This window comes from Paenibacillus sp. FSL H3-0310 (assembly GCF_038002785.1).
Taxonomy (GTDB): Bacteria; Bacillota; Bacilli; order Paenibacillales; family Paenibacillaceae; genus Paenibacillus_AQ; species Paenibacillus_AQ odorifer.
In genome coordinates this window covers 3,649,748-3,672,392 of the sequence record NZ_JBBODC010000001.1, presented here as the reverse complement: position 1 = coordinate 3,672,392, position 22,645 = coordinate 3,649,748, and the positions used below count along the sequence as shown (strand labels likewise).

Annotated in this window: 29 protein-coding genes; 26 read left to right on the top strand and 3 right to left on the bottom strand. The window is 43.7% G+C overall.

Translation table 11 applies throughout. The features are described 5' to 3' along the window. Positions 1-4 precede the first annotated feature (4 nt). The 9 genes from MHH63_RS16760 to MHH63_RS16720 all read left to right on the top strand — a co-directional run bounded on the left by MHH63_RS16760 (position 5) and on the right by MHH63_RS16720 (position 10,069). Positions 5-2,074 (top strand): bifunctional aldolase/short-chain dehydrogenase, encoded by a 2,070-nt coding sequence (locus tag MHH63_RS16760; RefSeq protein WP_341171812.1) that lies wholly within the window; start codon positions 5-7, stop codon positions 2,072-2,074. Between the two features lie 40 nt (positions 2,075-2,114). Beyond that, on the top strand, positions 2,115-2,873 hold the full coding sequence (locus MHH63_RS16755) for a DeoR/GlpR family DNA-binding transcription regulator (protein ID WP_036689767.1): 759 nt from the start codon (positions 2,115-2,117) through the stop codon (positions 2,871-2,873). Between the two features lie 26 nt (positions 2,874-2,899). Continuing rightward, positions 2,900-3,628: a (Fe-S)-binding protein gene (locus MHH63_RS16750; protein WP_076130354.1), complete on the top strand. Its 729-nt coding sequence runs from the start codon at positions 2,900-2,902 to the stop codon at positions 3,626-3,628. Continuing rightward, on the top strand, positions 3,625-5,178 hold the full coding sequence (locus MHH63_RS16745) for a LutB/LldF family L-lactate oxidation iron-sulfur protein (RefSeq protein ID WP_076305641.1): 1,554 nt from the start codon (positions 3,625-3,627) through the stop codon (positions 5,176-5,178). Before MHH63_RS16750 ends, MHH63_RS16745 begins: the two co-directional genes overlap by 4 nt. Further along, positions 5,171-5,899: a LutC/YkgG family protein gene (locus tag MHH63_RS16740; protein ID WP_339190567.1), complete on the top strand. Its 729-nt coding sequence runs from the start codon at positions 5,171-5,173 to the stop codon at positions 5,897-5,899. The genes MHH63_RS16745 and MHH63_RS16740 overlap by 8 nt, the downstream gene beginning before the upstream one ends. Before the next feature lie 26 nt (positions 5,900-5,925). Continuing rightward, positions 5,926-7,416 carry a rhamnulokinase gene (rhaB, locus tag MHH63_RS16735; RefSeq protein ID WP_341171811.1) on the top strand — a complete coding sequence of 497 codons (1,491 nt, stop codon included), beginning with the start codon at positions 5,926-5,928 and terminating at the stop codon, positions 7,414-7,416. Positions 7,417-7,502: 86 nt separating this feature from the next. Beyond that, positions 7,503-8,777, top strand: a complete 1,275-nt coding sequence (gene rhaA / locus MHH63_RS16730; protein WP_312151373.1) for an L-rhamnose isomerase — start codon at positions 7,503-7,505, stop codon at positions 8,775-8,777. 165 nt (positions 8,778-8,942) lie between these two features. Beyond that, on the top strand, positions 8,943-9,581 hold the full coding sequence (locus MHH63_RS16725) for a Vat family streptogramin A O-acetyltransferase (protein WP_076130349.1): 639 nt from the start codon (positions 8,943-8,945) through the stop codon (positions 9,579-9,581). Positions 9,582-9,691: 110 nt separating this feature from the next. Further along, positions 9,692-10,069 carry a YkvA family protein gene (locus MHH63_RS16720; RefSeq protein WP_081383451.1) on the top strand — a complete coding sequence of 126 codons (378 nt, stop codon included), beginning with the start codon at positions 9,692-9,694 and terminating at the stop codon, positions 10,067-10,069. Between the two features lie 16 nt (positions 10,070-10,085). On the opposite strand, the gene MHH63_RS16715 is transcribed toward MHH63_RS16720, so the two are convergent. Beyond that, a complete protein-coding gene (locus MHH63_RS16715) occupies positions 10,086-10,478 on the bottom strand; it encodes a winged helix-turn-helix transcriptional regulator (RefSeq protein WP_076130348.1) in 393 nt (130 codons plus the stop codon). Positions 10,479-10,628: 150 nt separating this feature from the next. Between MHH63_RS16715 and MHH63_RS16710 the strand changes: the two genes are divergently transcribed. The 14 genes from MHH63_RS16710 to MHH63_RS16645 all read left to right on the top strand — a co-directional run bounded on the left by MHH63_RS16710 (position 10,629) and on the right by MHH63_RS16645 (position 18,141). Further along, positions 10,629-11,303 carry an NAD(P)H-dependent oxidoreductase gene (locus MHH63_RS16710; protein WP_076130347.1) on the top strand — a complete coding sequence of 225 codons (675 nt, stop codon included), beginning with the start codon at positions 10,629-10,631 and terminating at the stop codon, positions 11,301-11,303. Positions 11,304-11,472: 169 nt separating this feature from the next. After that, entirely contained in the window at positions 11,473-11,901 is a 429-nt protein-coding gene (locus MHH63_RS16705) for a CidA/LrgA family holin-like protein (protein WP_256716148.1), read from the top strand. Beyond that, entirely contained in the window at positions 11,901-12,587 is a 687-nt protein-coding gene (locus MHH63_RS16700; RefSeq protein ID WP_076130346.1) for an LrgB family protein, read from the top strand. The genes MHH63_RS16705 and MHH63_RS16700 overlap by 1 nt, the downstream gene beginning before the upstream one ends. Positions 12,588-12,681: 94 nt before the next feature. Then, positions 12,682-12,861: a hypothetical protein gene (locus MHH63_RS16695; protein ID WP_036689781.1), complete on the top strand. Its 180-nt coding sequence runs from the start codon at positions 12,682-12,684 to the stop codon at positions 12,859-12,861. Positions 12,862-13,027: 166 nt separating this feature from the next. Next, on the top strand, positions 13,028-13,207 hold the full coding sequence (locus MHH63_RS16690; RefSeq protein WP_038570027.1) for a hypothetical protein: 180 nt from the start codon (positions 13,028-13,030) through the stop codon (positions 13,205-13,207). A gap of 164 nt (positions 13,208-13,371) precedes the next feature. Next, on the top strand, positions 13,372-13,938 hold the full coding sequence (locus tag MHH63_RS16685) for a putative ABC transporter permease (RefSeq protein ID WP_036689784.1): 567 nt from the start codon (positions 13,372-13,374) through the stop codon (positions 13,936-13,938). 146 nt (positions 13,939-14,084) lie between these two features. Next, on the top strand, positions 14,085-14,561 hold the full coding sequence (locus MHH63_RS16680) for a DUF523 domain-containing protein (RefSeq protein ID WP_076186997.1): 477 nt from the start codon (positions 14,085-14,087) through the stop codon (positions 14,559-14,561). Between the two features lie 49 nt (positions 14,562-14,610). Further along, positions 14,611-14,757, top strand: coding sequence for a hypothetical protein (locus MHH63_RS16675; RefSeq protein WP_155288116.1), 147 nt, complete (start codon positions 14,611-14,613; stop codon positions 14,755-14,757). A 168-nt stretch (positions 14,758-14,925) separates the two neighbouring features. Next, positions 14,926-15,375: a DUF4362 domain-containing protein gene (locus tag MHH63_RS16670; RefSeq protein ID WP_076130343.1), complete on the top strand. Its 450-nt coding sequence runs from the start codon at positions 14,926-14,928 to the stop codon at positions 15,373-15,375. Positions 15,376-15,405: 30 nt separating this feature from the next. Continuing rightward, complete coding sequence (locus tag MHH63_RS16665; protein ID WP_076130372.1) at positions 15,406-15,879, top strand: NUDIX domain-containing protein; 474 nt, start codon at positions 15,406-15,408, stop codon at positions 15,877-15,879. Between the two features lie 16 nt (positions 15,880-15,895). Beyond that, positions 15,896-16,483, top strand: a complete 588-nt coding sequence (locus MHH63_RS16660) for a histidine phosphatase family protein (protein WP_248548017.1) — start codon at positions 15,896-15,898, stop codon at positions 16,481-16,483. Beyond that, positions 16,480-16,905 (top strand): hypothetical protein, encoded by a 426-nt coding sequence (locus MHH63_RS16655; protein ID WP_076130341.1) that lies wholly within the window; start codon positions 16,480-16,482, stop codon positions 16,903-16,905. The genes MHH63_RS16660 and MHH63_RS16655 overlap by 4 nt, the downstream gene beginning before the upstream one ends. Before the next feature lie 24 nt (positions 16,906-16,929). Then, on the top strand, positions 16,930-17,325 hold the full coding sequence (locus tag MHH63_RS16650; RefSeq protein WP_248548018.1) for a ribosomal maturation YjgA family protein: 396 nt from the start codon (positions 16,930-16,932) through the stop codon (positions 17,323-17,325). A 24-nt stretch (positions 17,326-17,349) separates the two neighbouring features. Then, on the top strand, positions 17,350-18,141 hold the full coding sequence (locus MHH63_RS16645; RefSeq protein WP_036689792.1) for a lipid II flippase Amj family protein: 792 nt from the start codon (positions 17,350-17,352) through the stop codon (positions 18,139-18,141). 24 nt (positions 18,142-18,165) lie between these two features. Here MHH63_RS16645 and MHH63_RS16640 read toward each other — a convergent pair whose 3' ends face one another. Then, positions 18,166-18,975 (bottom strand): hypothetical protein, encoded by an 810-nt coding sequence (locus MHH63_RS16640; RefSeq protein ID WP_340397936.1) that lies wholly within the window; start codon positions 18,973-18,975, stop codon positions 18,166-18,168. 204 nt (positions 18,976-19,179) lie between these two features. Between MHH63_RS16640 and MHH63_RS16635 the strand changes: the two genes are divergently transcribed. Then, entirely contained in the window at positions 19,180-20,037 is an 858-nt protein-coding gene (locus MHH63_RS16635; protein ID WP_076193852.1) for an SDR family oxidoreductase, read from the top strand. A gap of 369 nt (positions 20,038-20,406) precedes the next feature. Further along, a complete protein-coding gene (locus tag MHH63_RS16630) occupies positions 20,407-20,808 on the top strand; it encodes a DUF4265 domain-containing protein (protein ID WP_076130337.1) in 402 nt (133 codons plus the stop codon). A gap of 84 nt (positions 20,809-20,892) precedes the next feature. Here the strand turns inward: MHH63_RS16630 and MHH63_RS16625 are convergent, their stop codons facing one another. Next, positions 20,893-21,870 carry an alpha/beta hydrolase gene (locus tag MHH63_RS16625; RefSeq protein WP_076187003.1) on the bottom strand — a complete coding sequence of 326 codons (978 nt, stop codon included), beginning with the start codon at positions 21,868-21,870 and terminating at the stop codon, positions 20,893-20,895. A 168-nt stretch (positions 21,871-22,038) separates the two neighbouring features. Here MHH63_RS16625 and lepB point away from each other — a divergent pair, with 168 nt between their 5' ends. Further along, entirely contained in the window at positions 22,039-22,524 is a 486-nt protein-coding gene (gene lepB / locus MHH63_RS16620; RefSeq protein WP_341171810.1) for a signal peptidase I, read from the top strand. Positions 22,525-22,645 lie beyond the last annotated feature (121 nt).

The window sequence follows — 22,645 nt, the reverse complement described above, 5'->3', positions numbered from 1 at the left end:
ACAAATGGTACAAAACTTATGGGATTCATCTCGGGAAACGAAATTAGACGGGGGATTGGATGCATTAGTGTTCCGCTCTAATCTGCTGGGCGAAGATCGCAGAGTCTGTAACTTTGGCGGAGGGAATACCTCCAGCAAAACGATAGAATTGGATTTTCGCGGGCGTGAGGTAGAAGTAATGTGGGTGAAGGGCAGCGGCTCTGACCTTGCTACGATGAAAGCAGGCAACTTTACCGGACTAAGGCTTCAGGATATTGCCCCGTTATTTGAACGTGATGAAATACCAGATGAAGAGATGGTAGCTTATCTCGCAAATTGTATGATTGATCCTAAACATCCGCGTGCTTCTATCGAAACGTTACTGCATGCATTTTTACCTTTCAAGCATGTGGATCATACGCATCCAGATGCCATTATCAGTTTATGCTGCGCTCATAACGGTAAGGAAATTGCCCGTGAGATTTATGGGGATCGTTTCGTATGGGTGCCATACATCCGTCCAGGCTTCACTTTATCCAAAATGATTGCCGAAGGTGTGCTCGCAAACCCGAAAGCTGAATTAGTGCTGATGGAGAAACACGGTCTCGTGACTTGGGGGGATACACCTGAATCTTGTTATGCCAAAACAATCTCCATAATTAACGAAGCGGAAAGTTATATTGAAGAAAGAATTGAAGATCAGAACCTATTTGGCGGCCGCAAATCAGAAGCACTTCCAGAAGCAGAGCGGCGGGCTGTAGCGGCGGTAGTGATGCCACTGATCAGAGGCGCGGTCAGCGATGAGCGTAAAATGATTTTGACCTTCGACGATGCGGAGGATGTGCTGCGTTTTGTAGGAGGGGCTGACTCGGAGAAGTTATCCGGTGTAGGCGCAGCTTGTCCAGATCATTTGGTACATACCAAAATGAAGCCGCTTTTTGTTGCGTGGGAGCCAAATACTAATGATATCGATGGCTTGAAGGTGAAGCTGAGCGAAGCGATTAGCGTTTATAAGGAGCAGTACAAAGCGTACTTCGACCGTAATAAACATGAAGGCGATGTAATGTTCGAGGCTGCGCCACGTGTGATCCTGATCCCTGGCGTAGGCATGATCAACACAGGTAAAAGCTGGAGCAATTCTAAGATCAGCGGAGCCTTGTATCACCGGGCGATTGCTGTTATGCGCGGAGCTACTGCGCTGGGAGATTTCGTCTCTCTAAGTGAGAATGAATCGTACAATGTGGAATATTGGGCCCTGGAATTATATAAATTATCATTGGCTCCGGCAGAAGCGGAGTTCTCCCGTAAAGTTGCCTTTATTACAGGTGGTGCTGGGGGAATTGGGAGTGAGACGGCTCGTCGTTTAGTATCAGAAGGAGCGCATGTTGTATTGGCAGATCTCAATCTGGAGGGTGCACAAAAAGTAGCGGAAGAGATTAACGCTAAGTTTGGTGAAAATCGTGCATTCGCCGTTAAAATGGACGTAACTCAGGAAGAGCAGGTAACCGCAGCTTATGCGGAGACAGCCCTTTTTTATGGCGGGGTCGATATTATTGTTAATAATGCTGGGCTTGCAACCTCCAGTCCGTTTGATGAGACTTCATTGAAAGAGTGGAATTTGAATATTTCTGTGCTGGGCACAGGATATTTTCTCGTTGCACGCGAAGCTTTTAAAGTGATGAAGGAGCAAAAAATCGGAGGCAGCATGGTATTCATCGGCTCCAAAAATTCTATTTTTGCAGGTAAAAGCGTCTCGGCTTACAGTTCTGCCAAGGCGCTCGAAGCCCATCTGGCCCGCTGCATAGCAGCTGAAGGTGGAGAGTTTGGCATCCGTGCCAATACGATTCTGCCCGATGCAATTCTACAAGGATCAGCTATCTGGAATTCGAACTGGCGTAATGAACGGGCGGCTGCTTACGGGATTGAGCCGGATCAATTAGAGGAGCATTACCGTAAACGCACGACGCTGCTAGTTAATATTTATCCACGTGATATTGCCGAAGGCGTTGCTTTTTTTGCTTCTTCCAAGTCAGAGAAAACTACGGGTTGTATGCTGACAATCGATGGTGGAGTGCCAGCAGCTTTTACTAGATAAGAGGTAGCTTGAATATAGATAGGGATAACGGAGGGAAATCATGCTGATTGCAGACAGATATGAACGAATCGTAGAACTAGTGAATGAACGCGGCAGTATCCGTGTCTCAGAATTGAGTACATTATGCCAAGTGACGGAAGAAACCATTCGCCGCGATCTGGATCGATTGGAAAAAGCGGGGCGGCTGCTGCGTTCGCATGGCGGAGCAGTTAGCCTGCGTGACCGGCAACCGGAGACCCCTTATGCTGAACGAGAAATCATGAATGCAGCGGAGAAACAGCGGATTGCCCGTGAGGCGGTAATGATGATTAAGCCGGGCGATCGGATTCTACTGGATGCCAGTACAACGGCTTGGTATATGGCTTCGCATTTGCCGGATATGCCGCTCACTGTGTTGACCAATTCTACTAGAGTGGCAGCAGAGTTAAGCGGGAAGGAGCGGATCGAGGTCTTTTCTACAGGCGGGCAACTGAGCCGCAGATCAATGTCCTATGTGGGTCATTTAGCAGAACGTTCGCTTGAATTGTATCACGTGGATAAAATGTTTTTTTCCTGCAAAGGATTTCATCTCGAACGTGGCGCTAGTGAATCAAATGAGCTGCAAGCTATGGTGAAACGAAAGATGATTTCTATAGCGGAGCAAGTGATCTTATTATGCGATTCCAGTAAATTCGGAATTCAAGCGTTCACACATTTTGCGGCTCCTAGTGATGTGGATGTTCTAATAACGGATTACAGCCCTGTTGAAGAACAAATGAAGCAGTTGCAGAAGCTGAACATCGCAATAACGACGGTGTAGTAAATAGTTGTGCAGGAGGTGAAGGCATGAAGGTATCGATGTTTATAACTTGCGTCAGCGATGCCGTGTTCCCGAAGGTCGGGGAAGCCATGGCTCGTCTGCTGGCCAGATATGGCGTACAGCTGGAGTTCCCGGAGGTGCAGACCTGCTGCGGACAGCCTGCGTACAACAGTGGATATTGGAATGAAGCGCGGCAAGCTGCACTTACGATTCTGCAGGCCTTCGATGACAGTGATTTTGTCATTGCACCTTCCGGATCCTGTACGGGGATGCTTCATCATTACCCTAAGCTGTTTCAGGAAGATCCGGTTAATCTGGTCAAGGCGCAGAATTTGCAACGCAAATCCTATGAATTCAGCCAGTTTATGGTGCAGGTGCTTGGCGTAACTGATCTAGGAGCAGTGTTTCCGCATAAGGTTACCTATCATCCTTCCTGTCATGGCACAAGGATTCTAGGGATTCGCGACGAACCAATGCAGCTTATGCAAAATGTGAAGGCGATGGAGCTGGTACCACTGCCTTTTGCTGAGGACTGCTGTGGGTTTGGTGGAACCTTTGCCGTGAAAATGTCTGATATCTCCGGGGCGATGGTCACTGAGAAATCAGATCATGTGCTGGAGACGGAAGCAGAAATCCTAACGGGTCTGGATATGGGTTGTCTGATGAATATTGCCGGGAATCTGCGTTACCGCCGCGAACCCGTTCGAGTTATGCATTTAGCAGAACTGCTGTATGAGGGGGTGACTGATAAATGAGTCAAACCACCACCAATCTAACGGCGAAATCAGAGAACGGGAAGCCAGCAACAGTAAAAGAGCGTGCAGACTTGGCACTGAATAATGACTTTTTACGCAAGGCTGTTCGTTTTACCACGGAGAGACTGCGTGATGGAAAACAAAAAGCAGCTAACGATCATGGCCACTGGGAAGAGTGGCGTGAACGTGGGCGGCAAATCCGTCTACACACGATCGCCCATCTTGATTACTATTTGAATCTTTTTGCAGACAAGGCAAGAGCAAACGGCACACATATTCATTTTGCAGCAACGGGTGAAGAGGCTGTGAAGATTGCCCTTGAAATCGCGCAGCGAAAACAGGCAGCTTCTGTGGTCAAATCCAAATCAATGGTTACTGAGGAGCTGCATTTAAATAAGGCGCTGGAATCCATTGGTGTGGAGACCATAGAGACAGATCTGGGGGAGTATATTATCCAGCTTGCCGGGGAAACCCCGTCACATATCATTATTCCGGCGATTCATAAGAACCGCTACCAGATTGCCGAGCTGTTGTCCAAAGAGGCAGGGGAGGAGCTTTTGCCTGAAACTACTATCCTTGCTGGATTTGTACGGCGAAAGCTGAGAGAGAAGTTCCTTGATGCGGATATCGGAATGACTGGCTGTAACTTTGCTATTGCAGAGACGGGTTCGATGGTGCTGTTCGAGAATGAAGGCAACGCTCGTATGGTCACCACTTTACCGAAAACACAAATTACCCTGATGGGGATGGAGCGGATTATTCCTTCGTGGAGTGATCTTGAAGTGATGGCTACATTATTGCCTCGTTCGGCAACAGGGCAGAAGTTAACGGTATATATGTCGGGTATTTCTGGTCCCCGCAGAACCAACGATGGTGATGGGCCGGAAGAGCAGCATATTATTATTCTTGATAATGGCCGATCTGAGCAGCTAGGCGATCCTGAGTTTCAGGAGCTGCTGAATTGCATCCGCTGTGGAGCTTGTCTGAATGCTTGTCCTGTCTACCGTCATATTGGCGGTCATGCATATGGGGGAACGTATAGCGGACCTATAGGAGCGGTGTTGACCCCGGCGCTGAATAAAAATGTAGATCAATGGGATGACATCGCCTCAGCCTCTAGCCTATGCGGAGCATGTTATGAAGCCTGTCCGGTCAAAATCCCTCTGCATGATATGCTCATCTATTTACGGCGGCGGAAGGTTGAACGTGGTTATGGGGATAAGGCAGAAGGTCTCGGCATGAAGGGTTTTGGGGCGATTATGGCGAAGTCACAGCGATTTAGTAATGTGATGAAGGTAGGTAGAATCGGGCAAAAGCTGCTCGTGCGAGACGGAGGAATTCCGTCGAAACTGGGGCCGCTGAAAGGCTGGAACAATTATCGGATCGCCCCGAAGCTGGCAGATCAATCCTTCCGTGAGAGCTGGAAGGGGCTGCAACAGGAGCTAGACAAGAACAGTCGCGAAATGGACCCGGCGATACAGAAGCGAATGGAAGATTTACTAGCGAAGCGGAAGCGGGAAGAGCTGGAAGGAGGGGCCGGACATGACTGAAGAGACGCACAGTAACTGGTTGGAACGTATGGAGCAGGATTCACGTGAAAAGCAGCAGACATTCATGAATGATATCGCTCGCCGCCTGAAGCGGCCGAGAATTACTGAAGCTCCTGCACATCCTTTTCGCGGCGCACCGCAGTATTGGCAGCAATTCCAGTGGAGTCCGGAGGAAAGGATTGAACAATTTACGGCGAATTTTCAAAGCGCCGGTGGTCATGTATTTCGTGTGAAGGATATGGATGAAGCCAAAGCTTTCATCGTCAGCAAAGTCAATGAGATGCTCGCACGGTATATTCTCCGGCAAAATGTCACCGAGCTAGCAGCACTTCGACTAGAGGAGGAACTCACAGATACACGGGTGTCTGTCTGGAATACAGATGATCAGGAGGCATGGAAAGCTAGGGCGGCCGAGGCTGATATTGGAATTGTGATTGCGGATTATGCAGTTGCTTATACAGGCTCCATTACTGTGCTGTCCTCTGAGAATAAAGGCCGTTCAGTCAGCTTATTACCTACCGCATTAATTGCCATCGTTCCATTGGAGCGGCTGAAGACTCGTCTCGGTGAGGTGCTTATTGATTTTGATGAAGCTGGGCCATCGGGGCTGCCGGCGGGCATCCATTTTATCTCCGGACCTAGCCGTTCAGCGGATATTGAGAATGATCTGACGATAGGCGTGCATGGTCCAGGAATCGTATTCGCTTTGCTAGTAGGCTGATAGGAGATAAGGAGTGTTGTATAGGGATGAATACACAAGCTCATAATCAAAATCAGAATCATATTGCTGTTGATATCGGAGCCTCTAGTGGGAGAGTGGTCTGTGGAACCTTGCAGCAGCCGGGAGGAACCCTGTCTATAGAAGAAATTCATCGCTTCAGTAATGGATTCGCTGAACAAAATGGTAATCTATATTGGGATATAGATTATTTAGTTGCTGAAATCGTCAAGGGCTTACAGCAGGCCAAGGCTAGAGGGATCGAGCGCTGCACCGTGGGCATCGATACTTGGGGTGTCGATTATGTACTTCTCGATCAGGAGGGAGCGCGGATCCATGAGGTTTTTTCTTATCGTGACTCCCGAACGGATGGAGCGATAGAGAGGCTGCATCGTAACATCTCAACTGAAAGCGTTTACGGAAAAGTGGGGATACAATATCTCCCGATAAATACGTTGTATCAACTGTTTGTGCATGATCAGGCGGAGCTGGAAGCAGCACATTCCATCCTGCTGGTCCCTGATTATCTTTATTATCGGCTTACGGGTCGCAAGATTAGTGAAGTGACGATAGGTTCCACCTCTGGGATGCTGAATCTTCACACTCGTGATTACGATGAGGATCTTCTGTCGGTGCTTGGTCTTTCTAAAGAGCAATTCCCTCCCTTAACAGAACCTGGGGAACCCGTTGGGAGGTTGACGGAGGACTTGGCGGCTCGCGGTGATCTTCCAGATTGCGAGTTCATAGCAGTAGCCTCTCATGATACAGCATCAGCTGTATTAGGGGTTCCGGCAAACAGCGAGAAATGGGGATTTCTCAGTAGTGGTACTTGGTCACTCATCGGGGTGGAACGGGGTTCAGCCATCACAAGTAAAGAGGCAATGTTACGCAACTATACGAATGAATGGGGAGCCTACGGCTCATTCCGGTTTCTTAAAAACATTATGGGCATGTGGTTGATTCAAAAGGTTCGTGAGGAGTACGGCGGACAATACAGCTTCGGCGAGCTGGTAGAGCTGGCAGCACAAGAAATCCCTTTTAGATCGATCATTTATTGCAATGATGAACGCTTCATGAATCCACCGAGCATGATCGACGAGATCCGCAGCTATTGTGTGGAAGCAGGACTGCTGGTCCCTCAAACACCTGGGGAAATGGCTCGATGTGTTTTTGATAGTCTTGCTTTATCTTATTATTTCTACATTCAGGATCTCCAGCAATTGACGGGTGACAACTTAGAGAGGTTGCATATCGTTGGCGGAGGTGCGAATAACGGCCTGTTGTGCCAGATTACGGCAGATCTGTTGGAGATGGAAATTCACGCCGGACCAACGGAATCTACGGCTTTAGGCAATCTGGTGGTGCAGATGATCAGCACGGGTGCTGTAACTGATCTTCAAGAGGCGAGAGAAATTATAAGTCGTTCATTCCAAGTAACATCTTATATACCGAAGGGGATGGACCCCACGACCAAAAAAGCGGCTTTGGCACAGTTCGCCCGGCTGCAGGTCGTTAATTAGTAGCTAAGTTTAGTGGAACACGAGCGAAAGAGAGGCAAAAATGCCTCATCTAAAACACACTAAGTTAAAAATCAGGAGGCTCAAACATGGAGCAGAGTAAAGAGAGCTTACAGAGCATTCAGAACAGCTACAATGAAGCGAAAAAGCTTTACGCACAGCATGGGATCGACGTAGATAAAGTGTTGGAGCAGCTAGCGGAAATTAAGATTTCTTTGCATTGTTGGCAAGGTGATGATGTGAAGGGTTTTTTGAATAAGGAAAAAGAACTGAGCGGCGGGATCGCAGTCACCGGAAGTTACCCGGGGCGGGCCGGGAATCCGGAGGAGCTGCGCCGGGATTTGGAACAGGCTCTAGCACTCATCCCAGGGCAACATAAAATAAATTTACATGCTATTTATGCGGATACAGAAGAGACTGTAGATCTCGACGCGTTAGAGCCTAAGCATTTTGAGCGCTGGGTGAGCTGGGCCAAAGAGCAGGGACTCGGATTGGATTTCAATCCTACCTGTTTTTCTCATGAAAAAGCAAACGATGGCTTCACACTGAGTCACCCAGATCCTGAAATCCGCAACTTCTGGATCGCTCATTGCAAGGCCTCACGTCGAATCGCCGAGTCCTTTGGCCAAGTATTAGGTCAGCCTTGTGTCACTAATTTTTGGGTTCCAGATGGTTATAAAGATACGCCGATCGACCGCTTGTCACCAAGGGTACGGCTTCAGCAGTCACTCGATGAAATCTTCAGCGAGGAAATCGATCAGCAATATAACATTGATGCTGTAGAAAGTAAGCTGTTTGGTATTGGTTCGGAAAGTTACGTGGTTGGCTCACATGAATTCTATATGGGTTATGCGCTAAGCCGGGGCAAGGCGGTGTGCTTCGATGCTGGGCATTTCCATCCAACCGAGACGATTTCGAATAAGCTGTCTTCCTGGCTGCTGTTTGGGGATCAATTACTGCTGCATGTTAGCCGTCCAGTACGCTGGGATAGTGATCATGTGGTAACTATGGACGATGAGCTGCTCGAGATTGCCCGTGAACTGGTTCGTGGTCAGTTTCTGGACAGAACGCATATTGGATTAGATTTTTTTGATGGAAGTATCAATCATGTTGCTGCTTGGGTGATCGGAACACGAAATACATTAAAAGCTTTGCTTCGTGCCATGCTGGAGCCAATCGAGCAATTGAAGCAAATTGAGCTGGATGGAGATTACACTTCAAGGCTTGCCTTGGTCGAGGAATTTAAATCGTATCCGTTTGGAGCCATTTGGGATTATTATTGTGCGAAGAATGGCGTACCGGTCCGGGAAAGCTGGCTAAATGAAGTGAAACAGTATGAGGCTGAGGTTTTATCGAAAAGATAGAGGTAGAAGTAGAAGTGAAGTAGAACGAACTTTAACAATATAAGTAGATAAAAGATAGGCGGTTACCGGCAGGTAGCCGCTTTTTTATGTTTATGAATCGTACATGATTTGAATTCAGCTCTGATCTCTGCTATGTTTTATCCAAAAGAGAGCGAGGCGCAAACTATGAAACAATATGGACCGAACCCGAATACGCTCTATCCCAATGAACAAATTAAAAGTATCTGCTATATAAAAAATGCGATTACAAGAGACAATATCATTGTTGGCGATTATACCTATTATGATGATATAAACGGTGCAGAGAAGTTTGAGGAACGTGTGACTCATCATTATGATTTTATTGGCGATAAGCTTATTATTGGAAAATTCTGCGCGATTGCCAAAGGCATTGAATTTGTCATGAATGGTGCCAACCACCGGATGAATTCGGTTTCGACCTATCCGTTTAATATCATGGCCCATGGCTGGGAACAGGCGGTCCCGGATTTAAAAGATCTGCCGCTAAAAGGTGATACAGTCATCGGAAACGATGTTTGGATTGGACAAAATGTTACGGTTATGCCAGGTGTGCATATTGGAAACGGAGCAGTTATCGCAGCCAATTCTACAGTTGTAAAGGATATTCCGGCGTATAGTGTAGCTGGAGGAAATCCCTGCAAAGTGATCAGACAACGTTTTGATGATGAAATGATCGAATATCTTGAAGCGCTGAAGTGGTGGGATTGGGATGCTGAGCGAATCTTTAAGAATCTTGAAGTGTTATGCAGCAGCGATTTAACGAAAATCAAAGCGATCAATTAATCGTAAGTAGGTTCAGGATACGGACTTTAGTTTATCTTAAAGATATAAACCTCAATTGAGGGAATACTTTAGGTATGTACGTCATATGAACCTTTCGGAGGGAACCGGCAATGAAGAAGGATAAGGTCAAGAATAGCATGGAGCTCACTGCAGAGGAATTTCCATATAGCAAAGAAAATGAGGAAATGGTAACGCAAAATTTTTGGACGAAAACTAAAAAGTTCGCAGGCAAAATTCCATTTACTAAAGATGCTATCGCAATGTATTATTGTGCCGTCGACGCTAAAACACCTTTATGGGCGAAAGGAATTGCTTTCGGTGCATTGGCTTATTTTATTTCTCCTATAGATGCTATACCCGATGCGATTCTAGGCCTTGGATTTACAGATGATGCAGCGATTATCGCAGCAGGCATTAAAGCGATATCCGGTCAGGTAACCAACGAACATAAGGAAAAAGCTGCAGCGTTTTTTAATGGGGAAAAATAAAAGGTGCAGCATTGAGCTACACCGTAATATCTGTACCTTCAGGACAGCTTTCTGCGGAAAGCTGTTTTGTTTTGTACACCTCGCCCCAATCTTTCATGAGTTTAATAATAGGAATCAGTGTCTTGCCGAATTCAGTTAAAGAGTATTCGACTTTTGGGGGAACCTGATGGTAGACCTCACGGTGTACAACCCCATCCTCTTCCAACTCTCTTAGTTGCAGGGTCAGCATACGTTGGGTAATGCCCGGGCAGATCCGGCGGAATTCGTTAAAACGTTTCGTGCCATCAATCAAGTGATAGATGAGAATTCCTTTCCATTTGCCTCCTATAACGTCCAGTGTGAATTCTACAGGGCAAGCTTCTTTGTTGCTTTCCGGGAAATTTCCGAAGCCACCTTTTCGGTCACGCATAGCTGTTCAACTCCCATGGTATCATTTTGTATACTACATAACATTATTGTGCGTACTTTTAAAGAAGTGATATATACACTAATATTAAGCATGTGATCGGCAAACAGTCAAATGCTCGTCGATGCTAATCAAGTAAAGGGAGTGTTACTCATGGATACTTTATCGTTAAACAAGAATGAAATCCTGTCTGCATATCAGTTCAGACATGCAACTAAAGAATTCGATAGCCATAAAAAAATTAGTGAATCGGACTTTCAATTTATTCTGGAAACTGGACGATTGTCACCAAGTTCATTCGGATTCGAGCCTTGGCGTTTTGTGGTAGTACAAAGTCCGGAAGTACGTGAAAAATTACGTCCTTATGCCTGGGGCGCACAAAAGCAATTGGCAACCGCAAGCCATTTTGTGCTTATTCTCTCACGTCTTCCTAAAGATATGGCTGCTGACTCCGATTATATTAAAGGGATCATGGAGAATGTGCAGGAGTTGCCTCCGCAAGGAATGGAAGGAAAACGTAAAGTTTTTGATAAGTTTTTGAAGGTTGATTTCGGACTGATGGAGAATGAGCGGGCAATGTTCGAATGGAGCTGCCGGCAGACTTATCTGGCGCTTGGGAATATGCTGACTTCAGCTGCGTTAATCGGGATCGACTCCTGCCCAATGGAAGGTTTTGATAAAGCTAAGGTTGAGCAGATTCTGGAAGAAGAAGGGATTTTGGACGCTGAGCATTTTGGAATCTCCTGTATGGCAGCTTTCGGATATCGCCTGAATGAACCACGTGGTAAGACGCGTCAAGGTGCAGAGCAAGTAATTCAGTGGGTTTAACGAAATTGAATCTTAATCTTTGAGCCTGTAAAGTCTCTGTATTCTGGGGATTTTGCAGGTTTTTTTGCGATATTTCTTATAAGATTCAAAAATTAATTGAAAGTTTCATGAAAACTCTGATACCCTTATGAAGGTGACTCCATATTAGCGCTATCGCTTTAACTTAATAATGAAGGGATCCTGCATCATGAAAATCATTCGCATTATTATCCAAGTGTTCCTGCTATATTTGTTCTACTTGGCTGGGGACTATCTGCAAAAGCAACTGCATCTCCCCGTTTCCGGGAGTATCGTAGGATTACTGTTACTTTTTGTTCTATTGTTATTCAGGGTCGTGCCTGTGAAGTGGATTGAAGAGGGTGCTACAACGATATTAGCTTATCTTCCGTTATTTTTTATTCCAGCGACAGCTGGGATCGTGAATCATATGGATATCTTTAGTGGTAGAGGTTTACTATTAATCCTAATCCTTATCGTTAGCAGTGTTCTCACGATTGCCGCAGCTGCACATTCTAGCCAATGGCTTACTAGCGTAAACAACAAGCTGAAAGCGGGATGGAGCGGCAAGAGACTAAGCGAAAAGGGGAAGGAAATATAATGTTTTTTATCGCAACAGGTATTGTACTGCTTAACGTAGCTATTTATTTGATGATGTCAGTAGTATATAGACGATTTCGTATTCCTGTACTTATTCCCGCGCTTACAGCAACAGTGATTGTTGTAACTTTACTACTATATTTTCATATTCCGTATGATACATATATGATAGGCGGCAAATGGATTAATCAGCTGCTCGGTCCTGCTGTAGTATCGTTAGCCTACCCATTATATAAACAACGTAATGTGTTGATTGAGAATCTCCCGGCAATTCTGGGCGGAGCCATTGTAGGTCTGCTTATAGGGATGTTTAGTGGACTGCTTTTGGCGGCAGGTCTAGGCTTCTCTAAATTATATGTTTTATCTTTATTACCTAAATCGATCACTACACCTGTAGCGATACAGATCTCGAACAGCTTAGGTGGGGACTCTTCTTTAACCTCTGTATTTGTTATGATTGCTGGATTTACAGGTGCGATTGGCGGACCTTTTATCATCAAACTGTTTAGAATTCGTAGTGAGGTTGGAATCGGAATTGGTCTAGGAACCGCTTCACATGCTCTAGGAACAGCAAAGGCCTTGGAATATGGTGAACAATCCGTTTCGATGAGCTCGGTTGCGATGACTGTTTGCGCCGTAGTTGGCTCTTGTATCGGCCCACTTGTAGCGTGGATGATGTACCCTTAAATTATTCTTTTAATTGGACTATGTTTGCAAAACACTCCATCGGGTAACTATAACTAAGGAACAAAAAAAGCAAAGCACCTGAGGAGGATTTCACATGTCCGATCACACACAAGATGAAGCGGAAATCCGCAACAAGGAAAATAAAGAAGGCGATTCATTAGCTGAAATTAAGAAGATGGAGAACGGTGTAGACATCGAGCCAGAGGCAGATGAGTGGGTAGCCAAACCTGCTGAATCCTCACACCCAGATCCGCTTCCCGATAATTTGGAGTAAATGATTCGGAAGACAGGCTGTCCTTTAGGGGACAGTCTGTTTTTGTTGATGATTATAGTAAGTATTGTATAATAAATAAAAGTACAACCTCATCAGAGTGTTTTCTCCAAGTTCGTCTTAGCTTTTCGCAAATTTCACAGATCTTTGCCAACAGGGAGGAAATGGAATGCGTAGTCGGAATGAGAACAGCCGTTACCGGCAAAAACGTGGTGAGGCTCTCGCAGGAAACTTTGAGAAAAAGTACGGTTCAAACTTTGGCGTACGCAGTGAGCTTAAGATGGATGCACTGAAGAAACAAAACGACGATCAGTTGCTGACGACACCTCATGAAGAAGAGCATAAATAATTAGAGGTAACAAGTGGGAGACTTTTACTCCTGGAATTCTGGAATGGAGGCATAACCTTTTGGGTTATGTCTTTTTTTGTGCGCATATTTCCAGAACGATCAAGACATAATAGGGCCGGATGGACAACTAAGAAAATAATGACAACGGGAGGCGAGATTAGGTCATGATTATTCCTATATTTTCGTTAAGTGGAGATATAGCAGTTACTGTGGTGGGCCAATACTTTTTTTATTTTATGGTCTATTCCTTTTTAGGTTGGGTATTGGAAGGGACCTATAATCTATACAGTAATGGAAGCTTTCGCAAAGAAGGATTTCTAAAAGGTCCATTTAAGCCGATGTACGGCTTTGCTCCACTATTGCTATTGATTGCTAGAGATTTGACGCTGCCACTTCCGCTTTTCCTATTTCTTGCGCTAATCATTCCTTCTGCTGTGGAATTTATAAGCGGTTGGCTGTTAAAAACGGTATTCCATAAGCAATGGTGGGATTACTCAGGAATGTCTTATCAACTGCAAGGGCATATTTGCCTGCGTTTTTCTCTATATTGGTGGGGGCTTTCAGTAGCTAGTGTGTATGTAATTCAGCCGCTTATGGAGCTTTTATATTCGGGTGTTCAGCCTATTTGGAAATTCGTGCTTCCGATCGTGGGGTTCTACTTTATGGCGGATTTATTATGGACCTGCTGGAGCCGGTATCGGATGGAGAAAACCCCTCAATATCAGAAATAATGGTTTTCTATATGTGTACTACGAGTCTTCTTTTGTGTATCAAGCACAAACATTTCGTGGACAGGCATTTCGATATTGCATATCCGTTTCTAGTCATAAATAATATAGCAATATATTAAATACTAGACGGACTGGTGGCGATAACGATGACAGGGAAGATTCTAGTGAGCGCATGTCTGTTAGGGCATAAAGTACGTTATGATAATGGCGATGTTCCGTGTCTCGATGCCCGATTCCTAAAGTGGTATGAGGAAGGGCGTTTTGTCCATATTTGTCCAGAGGTAGTGGGAGGTTTGCCAACCCCTCGTCCTGACGCACAGCGGCAAGGAGATCGGGTAGTGACGGGGGCAGGCGTCGATGTTACGGAGCCATTTATGAAGGGGGCTCAAGCCACACTAAAGCTGGCTAGGGAGCATCAGGTTGCATTAGCTATTTTAAAACAAGACAGTCCTTCATGCGGAAGCCTGTATATTTATGATGGAACCTTTAAGGATACGAAAGCACCGGGAGAGGGCACCACTACGGAGCTGTTGAGGAAAAATGGGTTTAAAGTATTTGGCGAAGATCAGCTGGATGAAGTCGAGCAGGAACTCGCACGTATGGACGGGCAGGGCATTCTTTAAGTAATAAATAGGCAGCAGGATACATAGTGTGTATAAGGGGAACGAAGCAGTGTCCTTGGGAGAGGAAATGCCGTCCGATGAGCCATCCTTCATTTGGGATAGGAGGCGGACGCAGATGAGTATTGATCAGCTCATTGCTTTGCTCGTTCTTGTCATTATGATCGTACAGCTTGCTGGCACAAAAGGTAAACACTAAGACTCACCTCATTGTAACTGCTTCCGGAGCTCAGCATTTTTTGAGTTCGGAAGCTTTTTTTGTCCACGGCTATGCATATTGTGAAATCTAAAGGATTCCTTCATAGTGATGTCTAATATACATATAGTGGGTTTTTGGGAAGTCCAAGGAAAGAATTTAGGGGGAACTATGAAATTTAGAACATGGATAATCATTGTGCAGTTATTTATGATTGCTGTGCTTGTAGGCGTGTTGGCGGCCGATCTAGGTGAGACAGGCTCAGATGAGTCTAAACATGATGATATTTTAATACATTTTGATCAAAAAGATTTAAACAGGATGAAAGAAACCGTTCAAAGGTTTAGTGAAGGTAAAGGAGATAACCTGATGTTGATTGAGCCAACCACGGATAGTGGACGGTTAATTCATGATTTCTATTCTAATGGTAAAGAGCTTCATTGGGTAAAGGATGATACAAGAGATGCATGGAGTAGTAGTCCCGGGAAGATCGAATATGTATGCCAAGCGATTGAACTAATAGAGACAGGTGAGCGGTTTAATGTCGAGTTATCTCAATGTAATGTTCAGCCAGACGGTGAGAAAATAAACGTGATCAGCTTTTTAAAAGAAAGATTATAAACCCATTTACGGAGAGGATGGATGATCAATATGCCGATGTCTGAGTACTATCAAGGGATTCGTGGGAAAGTGGGCTCAGAATTATTAATGATGCCTTCCGTAGCTGCAGTAGTAAGAAATAAAGAGGATGAGATTCTGTTCATCCGCAAGCCAGGAGAATCTTTGTGGGGATTGCCTGCGGGAGCGATTGAGCCAGGGGAGCGTCCCGGAAGAACCTTACGCAGAGAGGTATATGAAGAGACAGGGTTGATGGTTCATCCTACGTCGATTTTAGGTGTTTTTGGTGGAGCGAAATATAGATACGAATATAGTAATGGCGATCAGGTAGAATATACGGTTATTGTATTTGAGTGCTCTATTATCAGAGGAACGCTTAGAGCTATAGATGGGGAGATCGAAGAATTTAAATTTTTCAAAGAGAACGAGCTGCCAGAGATTGCAATTCTTTATCCTAGAGAGATTTTTATAAAAGACCGAGAGAAGACTGCAACGATATTTGAGTGACTGAGAGGAGTGCCTCATGAAGACATACATTTATATGGTTAGACATGCAGTGTCACCTTTTGTATTAGGGAATGAGCGGGAACGGGGATTATCCGAAAAAGGACACGCAGACGCTTATAGAATCAAAGAGCTTTTGACGGAGGAGGAAATTACATATTTTGTATCCAGCCCATATAGACGAGCCGTAGAGACAATTAAATATTTGGCAGAAGCTTCGAACCAAGAGATTGAACTGTATGAAGAACTCAGAGAACGAGCAATCGGAAGTGTCGAGATTGAAATCAGTGAAGATGATTTTCTGCAGGGCATTCGGACATCGTTCAGCGACAAGCAATATAAAATGCCGGATGGAGAGAGTACCCAGGGAGCACAAGAGCGTGCAATTCCTGTCATCAAGCAATTAATTCAACAGCATAAAGGCGGCAAAATCGCATTAGGTACGCATGGGAATATCATGACCATTATCCTGAACTACTTCGATAAGAAGTATGGATATGAGTTCTTTGAACAGACGTCCAAGCCGGATATTTATAAGCTGGAATTTGAAGAATTGGAGCTTACCCATGTGGAGCGGCTGTGGGACTCCGAAGTGCTGAACAGATGAAATATTTTATAAAGCTGAATGCACTAAGCGTACTTTATGCCTTTATGTTGTTTGTTGTAATAGAGCTGCCATTGAATATTTATCGAATCAGCAGAATTTCCGGCTTGGAGCTGGGAAAAGTAGATACCTTGCTGTTTATCTTCAAGCTTGTTTTATTTTTATTATCTTCTATAGTATTTATTTGGCTTACAAAAAAATATTTGAGCGGAAAAAAATCCATGTATTTCACTACGATCCTATGGTTTCCCTATTTGATTCTATTCATTAGTTTATTCGCAACCTGGTTCCCAATCACAGAACCTGCAGATAAACCTGCACCGGTAACAGGACTGATCATAATAGGAGCCATGATTATTTATCCGTTTTATATCGCAATGATTAGTATTATCGCAAGCATCAATTTTAAGTCAGAAGCTGGATAGAGGTTGGAAATGAGGATCAATGATTTGAAAGAAAGACTTTTTTATACTTGTATCTGCCTCGTTGTTATTGTATTGGGGTTAAGCTCTAGAGTATTCACGGATCAGCTGCCTTTGTTTGTATCTAGACATTTCGGAGATGCGCTTTGGGGCAGCATGGTTTATTTTATGTTTCGGGTCCTACTGGTAAATCAAAAGCTAAGGCTCGCCTTTGTATGGAGTTTGGTGTTTAGCTTCGGTATAGAATTTAGCCAGCTGTATCAAGCGGAATGGATCAACAGCATCCGTTCTACAGTATTGGGTGGTCTAATTCTCGGAAAAGGATTCCTGTGGATCGACCTTGTTAGATATTTAGTGGGCATTGCCCTTTGTTATGGATTGGATCAATACTTTCACCAAAAGGTGCACCGAAATAATAAATAGTGTTTATTGGAGAGGAACCTTTAAATGGTAAATAGTTTGATTGTGGTATGCTTGCTTACGATGATTATTCACACGGCAGAAACCTTATCGTATTCGGTACGATACGCCGGAGTGAAGCTGAACAAGATAGCCATTGCGTTATCTCTCACAGGCATTATTGTTCTCGTCTCAAGAACTGCAAATATGATCCAAGCTCCACTGACGGCTAAATTCGTAGATTATGCCAAAATACATTCAGATTTTCCACTTCTTAATTACTTGAGAATTATATTATTGGCTTCTTCATTAGGGACTTTAATTGCCATTGCTGTGTTCCCTACCTTTGTAGGCTTGTTTGGGAGAATCATCTCTAAGCTTGAAATCGAAGGTTCTATCCCAAAACTGCTTACCAGTGTGACGATCGGGCAACTTAAGAACACAAGAAAATACATAAGAAAACCAAAAGTGAACTTATATAACTTCAGATACCTGGGGATTCCTAAACGTTTTATTGTGATGAATGTTTTTGTTACAGCCTTTTACACCGTAGGTGTCATATCATCTTTGTACGCTGCTCATCTAATGCCTCAATATAGCACGACTGCTTCTCAAGCTTCCGGACTGATTAACGGTATGGCGACTATTCTGCTGACCATATTTATCGACCCACAGCTTGGTCTTATTACCCATAAGGCTACTGAAAATGTAGAATACCGTGATCAGCTAGGAAAAATATATGTGGTATTGATGGGTTCACGATTTGTAGGCACTATATTTGCTCAGCTCCTAATTGTGCCTGCAGCCCAATTAATTAGTATGTTAGTGAAGCTGATTTGAGCCGGTGGGGGCGAATCATAATCATTAGGGAAGTTTAGATTCTGCTGCTCGTAGTGCTAGCGAAATCTTCTGTTCCCAGCTGTAAATATTCTGCTGCATGGAATGAATTCGTTTCATTTGCTCATAGGATGATTTCAATTCTGTAGCGGCTCTAACTGCATCTCCTTGCTTAACAGCTGCTTTATATTGTTTGTCAGCTTCCGCGCGTACTTTCTGCGTGGCAGTGAGATTCTTACTTTCGGCAGTTATTTGTTTCTTTAAAGCAGTGATGGGTGCCAACGCATCTTTGACGGGTTTAAGCTTAGCAGCGGTTTGCTTGCGAGCGGCTGCCAAAGCGGTTGTCTTTGTCTTAATTTCGGCTCGGGCGAGGGTTACAGCAGCCTTTAGTTTATTACGCTTCAGGTCCAGCAATGTGACTGTTTTCAAGTCTTTAGCTTTCTTGGCTGCGGTAGACTGTTTACTGAGTGTGCTGTATTGTTCCAGAAGGGGAGCATGTTTCTTCTGAACTGAGCTAGCTTCTGAAGATAAGCGGCTTAACAGTGCTTGATCTGTTGACTGTATGACGGTACGAATAGATTTCAGAGCGTCATTATTCTGTTTGCGTAACTTCTGAATTTTTGAGTTATCTGTCTTGAGGGTGGCTTGAAGCGCGGTATAATTACCATGAAGACTGTTAATGTCATCCAGCGCGGAATCCCAGCCAGTAGCAGCAGACACAAGTGTGAGGTTACAGGTTAAGAAAGCTGCTACCAGCATTACTTGAGCCACCCATTTTAAATCCCTAATTCTGAAAATGTTCGTTCTACATCTGACGGTGTTTTTTGGCTTAAACATTCCTCTCAGCTCCTTAATGAATTAGTTAATATACGCAAAAAAGCACCTCCAAGATAGGCATTGACGCCTGTCTTGCGAGGTGCTTCTCCCGCACAGAAATATAAAAGATGCTCTTACTATAACTTGAAATTAATGGATAGTCAATAAACAATAGAACATTTGTTTGCTTGTTTTTATAATTGTGAAATACAAAGGGGAGTAAATATGAGTTCACATCTAGAGTATGGGCACGATCGAGTGGCTCTGATTACCGGAACCTCCAGTGGATTTGGACTGCTGACAGCGCTCAAATTAGCTGGACAGGGGTTTAAGGTGATAGCAACCATGCGTGATTTAAGCCGTAAAGGCGAGCTGGTGCTGCAGGCAGAGCAGGCAGGAATTTTAAAGCAGCTTCATTTAATGACCATGGATGTAACTGACAGCGATTCTATAGAGACAGCAATATCTTCAGTACACGAAACATTTGGAAGAATTGATGTTCTAGTCAATAATGCAGGTTTTGCCATTGGCGGTTTCATAGAAGAAATATCTATGGAGGAATGGCGGCGGCAAATGGAGACGAACTTTTTTGGATTAGTGGCTGTGACAACAGCTGTGCTGCCCATTATGCGAGAACAGCAGAGTGGCACGATTATTAATGTGGGAAGTGTAAGTGGATTATCCGGATTTCCAGGTTATGCGCCTTATGCAGCTTCTAAATTTGCTGTTGAAGGCTTCAGCGAAAGCCTGCGTCATGAAATGTCCCCTTATGGAATAAGGGTGGTATTAATTGAACCGGGCTCCTTCCGTACACCGATATGGGGAAAAGGCATGGAGCAAATTCGACGTAAGGAGGATTCTCCGTATAAAGCGCGTCTTGACGCTGTGCTACGATATTCCAAACATACTGCTGAGACAGCGCCTGACCCTAGTCAAGTGGCTAATCTTATCGGTCGTATTACCGAAATGAAAGCACCACGGCTACGTTATCCTATCGGCAAAGGTACGCGAATCTTAATTTTAGGCAAAACGCTGCTTCCATGGAAGTGGTTGGAGAGAATTATTGCGAAAGAATTGAGGTGATAGGATGGAGTCATCCATAAATTTAACAATCATTAAACTAATAGGTTATGTGTCCAGTTTGATGACCGTTTTTTTATGGCTAATTTTTATATTCATCAATCCTTATGCTGAGATTACGAATCGCTCCACTCTTGTGATTAGTATAATCATGTTGTTATTACCGGCGGGGTTATTAGCAATAGGTGTCTTTTTAAACAGAAGTCGGCTAATGCTGCTTGCATTTATCTGGAGTTTTCCCTACAGTTTATATATGTTATTAACACCCGGAATCTTTAGGTTGTTCGGGATTACGAGTCTAATGTATTTACTTTGTTTTGTGTTATTTAGAATGAACAAGATTAGATATTGAACAAGGATAGAGGTGTGCCGATGCTAGAATCGTCCGGAATCCATATCTGCTTCAACGCAGATGGCCGTGAAATAGAAATCCTCGATGTTACTCCATTTGGCAAAGATAAATTTCGAATTGAAGAGACACCGATTTTTAATCCGGCTGTTACAATGGGAGATATTATACAGGTGAAGGAAGAAAATGGAGTCTATTATTACCAAGAGACTGTTCAGAAATCTCCTTTCAAAAGATACGCTTGGCTGCTTAGTAAAGAAGCTGTTGATTCAACGGCCATTGCAGCTTTTAAACATAGAATTATAGAGAATGAAGGCAAATGTGAGTTGATCTTTGGCGGTTTGTTCGTCATTCATATTCCTAAGAATACTTCAATTGATGTTGATGGGGAAATGAATCGAATTATTGAGCGGTTCGAAATTTAAATACTAAGGAAAAAATGCTGCGTCATGAAATGCAAGGAAACTTGCACATGATGACCGCAGCATGGAGAATAGAAGAAACGCTTTTTATTTTATTTCTTCCATAAATGTCTTAAAATTTTCGGCAATTTCTTTTGATTTGGTATGGTGCAGATAATGTCCTGCATCAAGTTTTACCAATTTTCCTTGTACGGAATTTTTGACTTGCTCTTCATGCAATGATATCCAATCTTTTAAGAGAGTATCATCCCCTTGAACAAAGAGCAAAAGGGGGAGATCCTTTGGAAAAGTTGAATTTAGAGCCCCTTTATAATTAGAAGACATATGTTCCACTTCATTTAAGTTAGTGTAATTATAAGTGTTTCTAAGCGTAAGCAATCTCAATTGTTCTTTAGTTTCATCATCAAACGGCAATTCAGCATAGGGATTTCCACTTGATTTAAATAACAATCTGCCCAAGCCTGATTCTCTAAGTAGTTTTAATTTTCCTGTTGGTATTTTAACACCTATTCTGTCTTCCGTTGCAATACTATTATCAATCCCGACAAATGCACTCACTTCGTTTGGATATTTGTTCACATAATTCAAACTGTACATACCGGAAATAGAGTGTGCCATTAGAATATAACGGTCAATATTAAGCTGCTTTACAGCTTCATGAATTTCACTCACAATGTTTTCTGTGGTTCGCTCTTTTTCAGTTCTATCACTTAATCCATAACCGAAAGGCTCAATCACGACAACTTTGTAAAATGGAGATAGTTCATCTATTAACAGCTTAAAATCAAGTCCCGGTGCCACCGTTCCATAACCAGGTAAGAGCACGACTGTCTCTTCACCCTTTCCTTGAATCAAAACGTTCATATTTTTACCATCGACGCTTACAGACTGACCATAGGGTTTTATTTTAGCTTGGTCCGATTTATTGAGGAAAATATTAGCGACAAAAACAGTCACTAGAAAAAGTACTATTGCAGTAGCTAAAGCCCCTAAGGAAATAAGTATAATTTTCAGCGGTTTATTCATCCTTTTTTTAATAACCTCTTCTTCTGGTTTCAATCGCATCTTCTCCTGTTCTAATCGCTTTATTCTAGCTATCTTAATGAGTTGCTAAAGAAAGCTTACCCGATGAAGATGAACTATACATGACGACAATATGAACTGAATATGAACCAGCTAAAAAAAGTTTGACTCTATAAAATGAATGTGAGGTGAGCAATAATGTTGAAATTTATGAAGCAATGGTTGCCGAGTATTGTGATCGCAGTGGTTATTTCTTTGTTTGTTAGAACCTATGTTGCTGAAGCCATGAGAGTTCCAACGGGCTCTATGATCCCAACGATTCAAATCAATGATCGCTTAATTGTTGAGAAAATGTTATGGATGACCACACTGGAGCATGGAGATATTGTTGTATTTACGCCACCTGTAGCTGGTGATGAGAATAAAAGATATGTAAAAAGGCTAATGGGGCTGCCTGGAGATACCTTGGAAATTAAAGACGGCGCACTTTACCGAAATGGAGCGAAGGTTAACGAACCTTACCTCAATGAACAGATGGATTACACTTTTGGACCGGTTACGGTACCCGCCGATCATTATTTTTTTCTCGGAGATAACCGGAATATAAGCTATGATGCTCATTTGTGGGATACTCCATTTGTGTCGAAGGATAAGTTGATTGGGAAAGTAATCGCTGAATTTAGCAATCCCTTTTAGGTAGTGTGTAAGACGGATAAATGTAAGGCTTAATCTCTAAAAATAGATTTAGGGGTGCTGAAGTCGCGGGGGTCTTTTGAACTAACCGAGTGGTTTAATGAGTCTTTAACCATATTGTTAC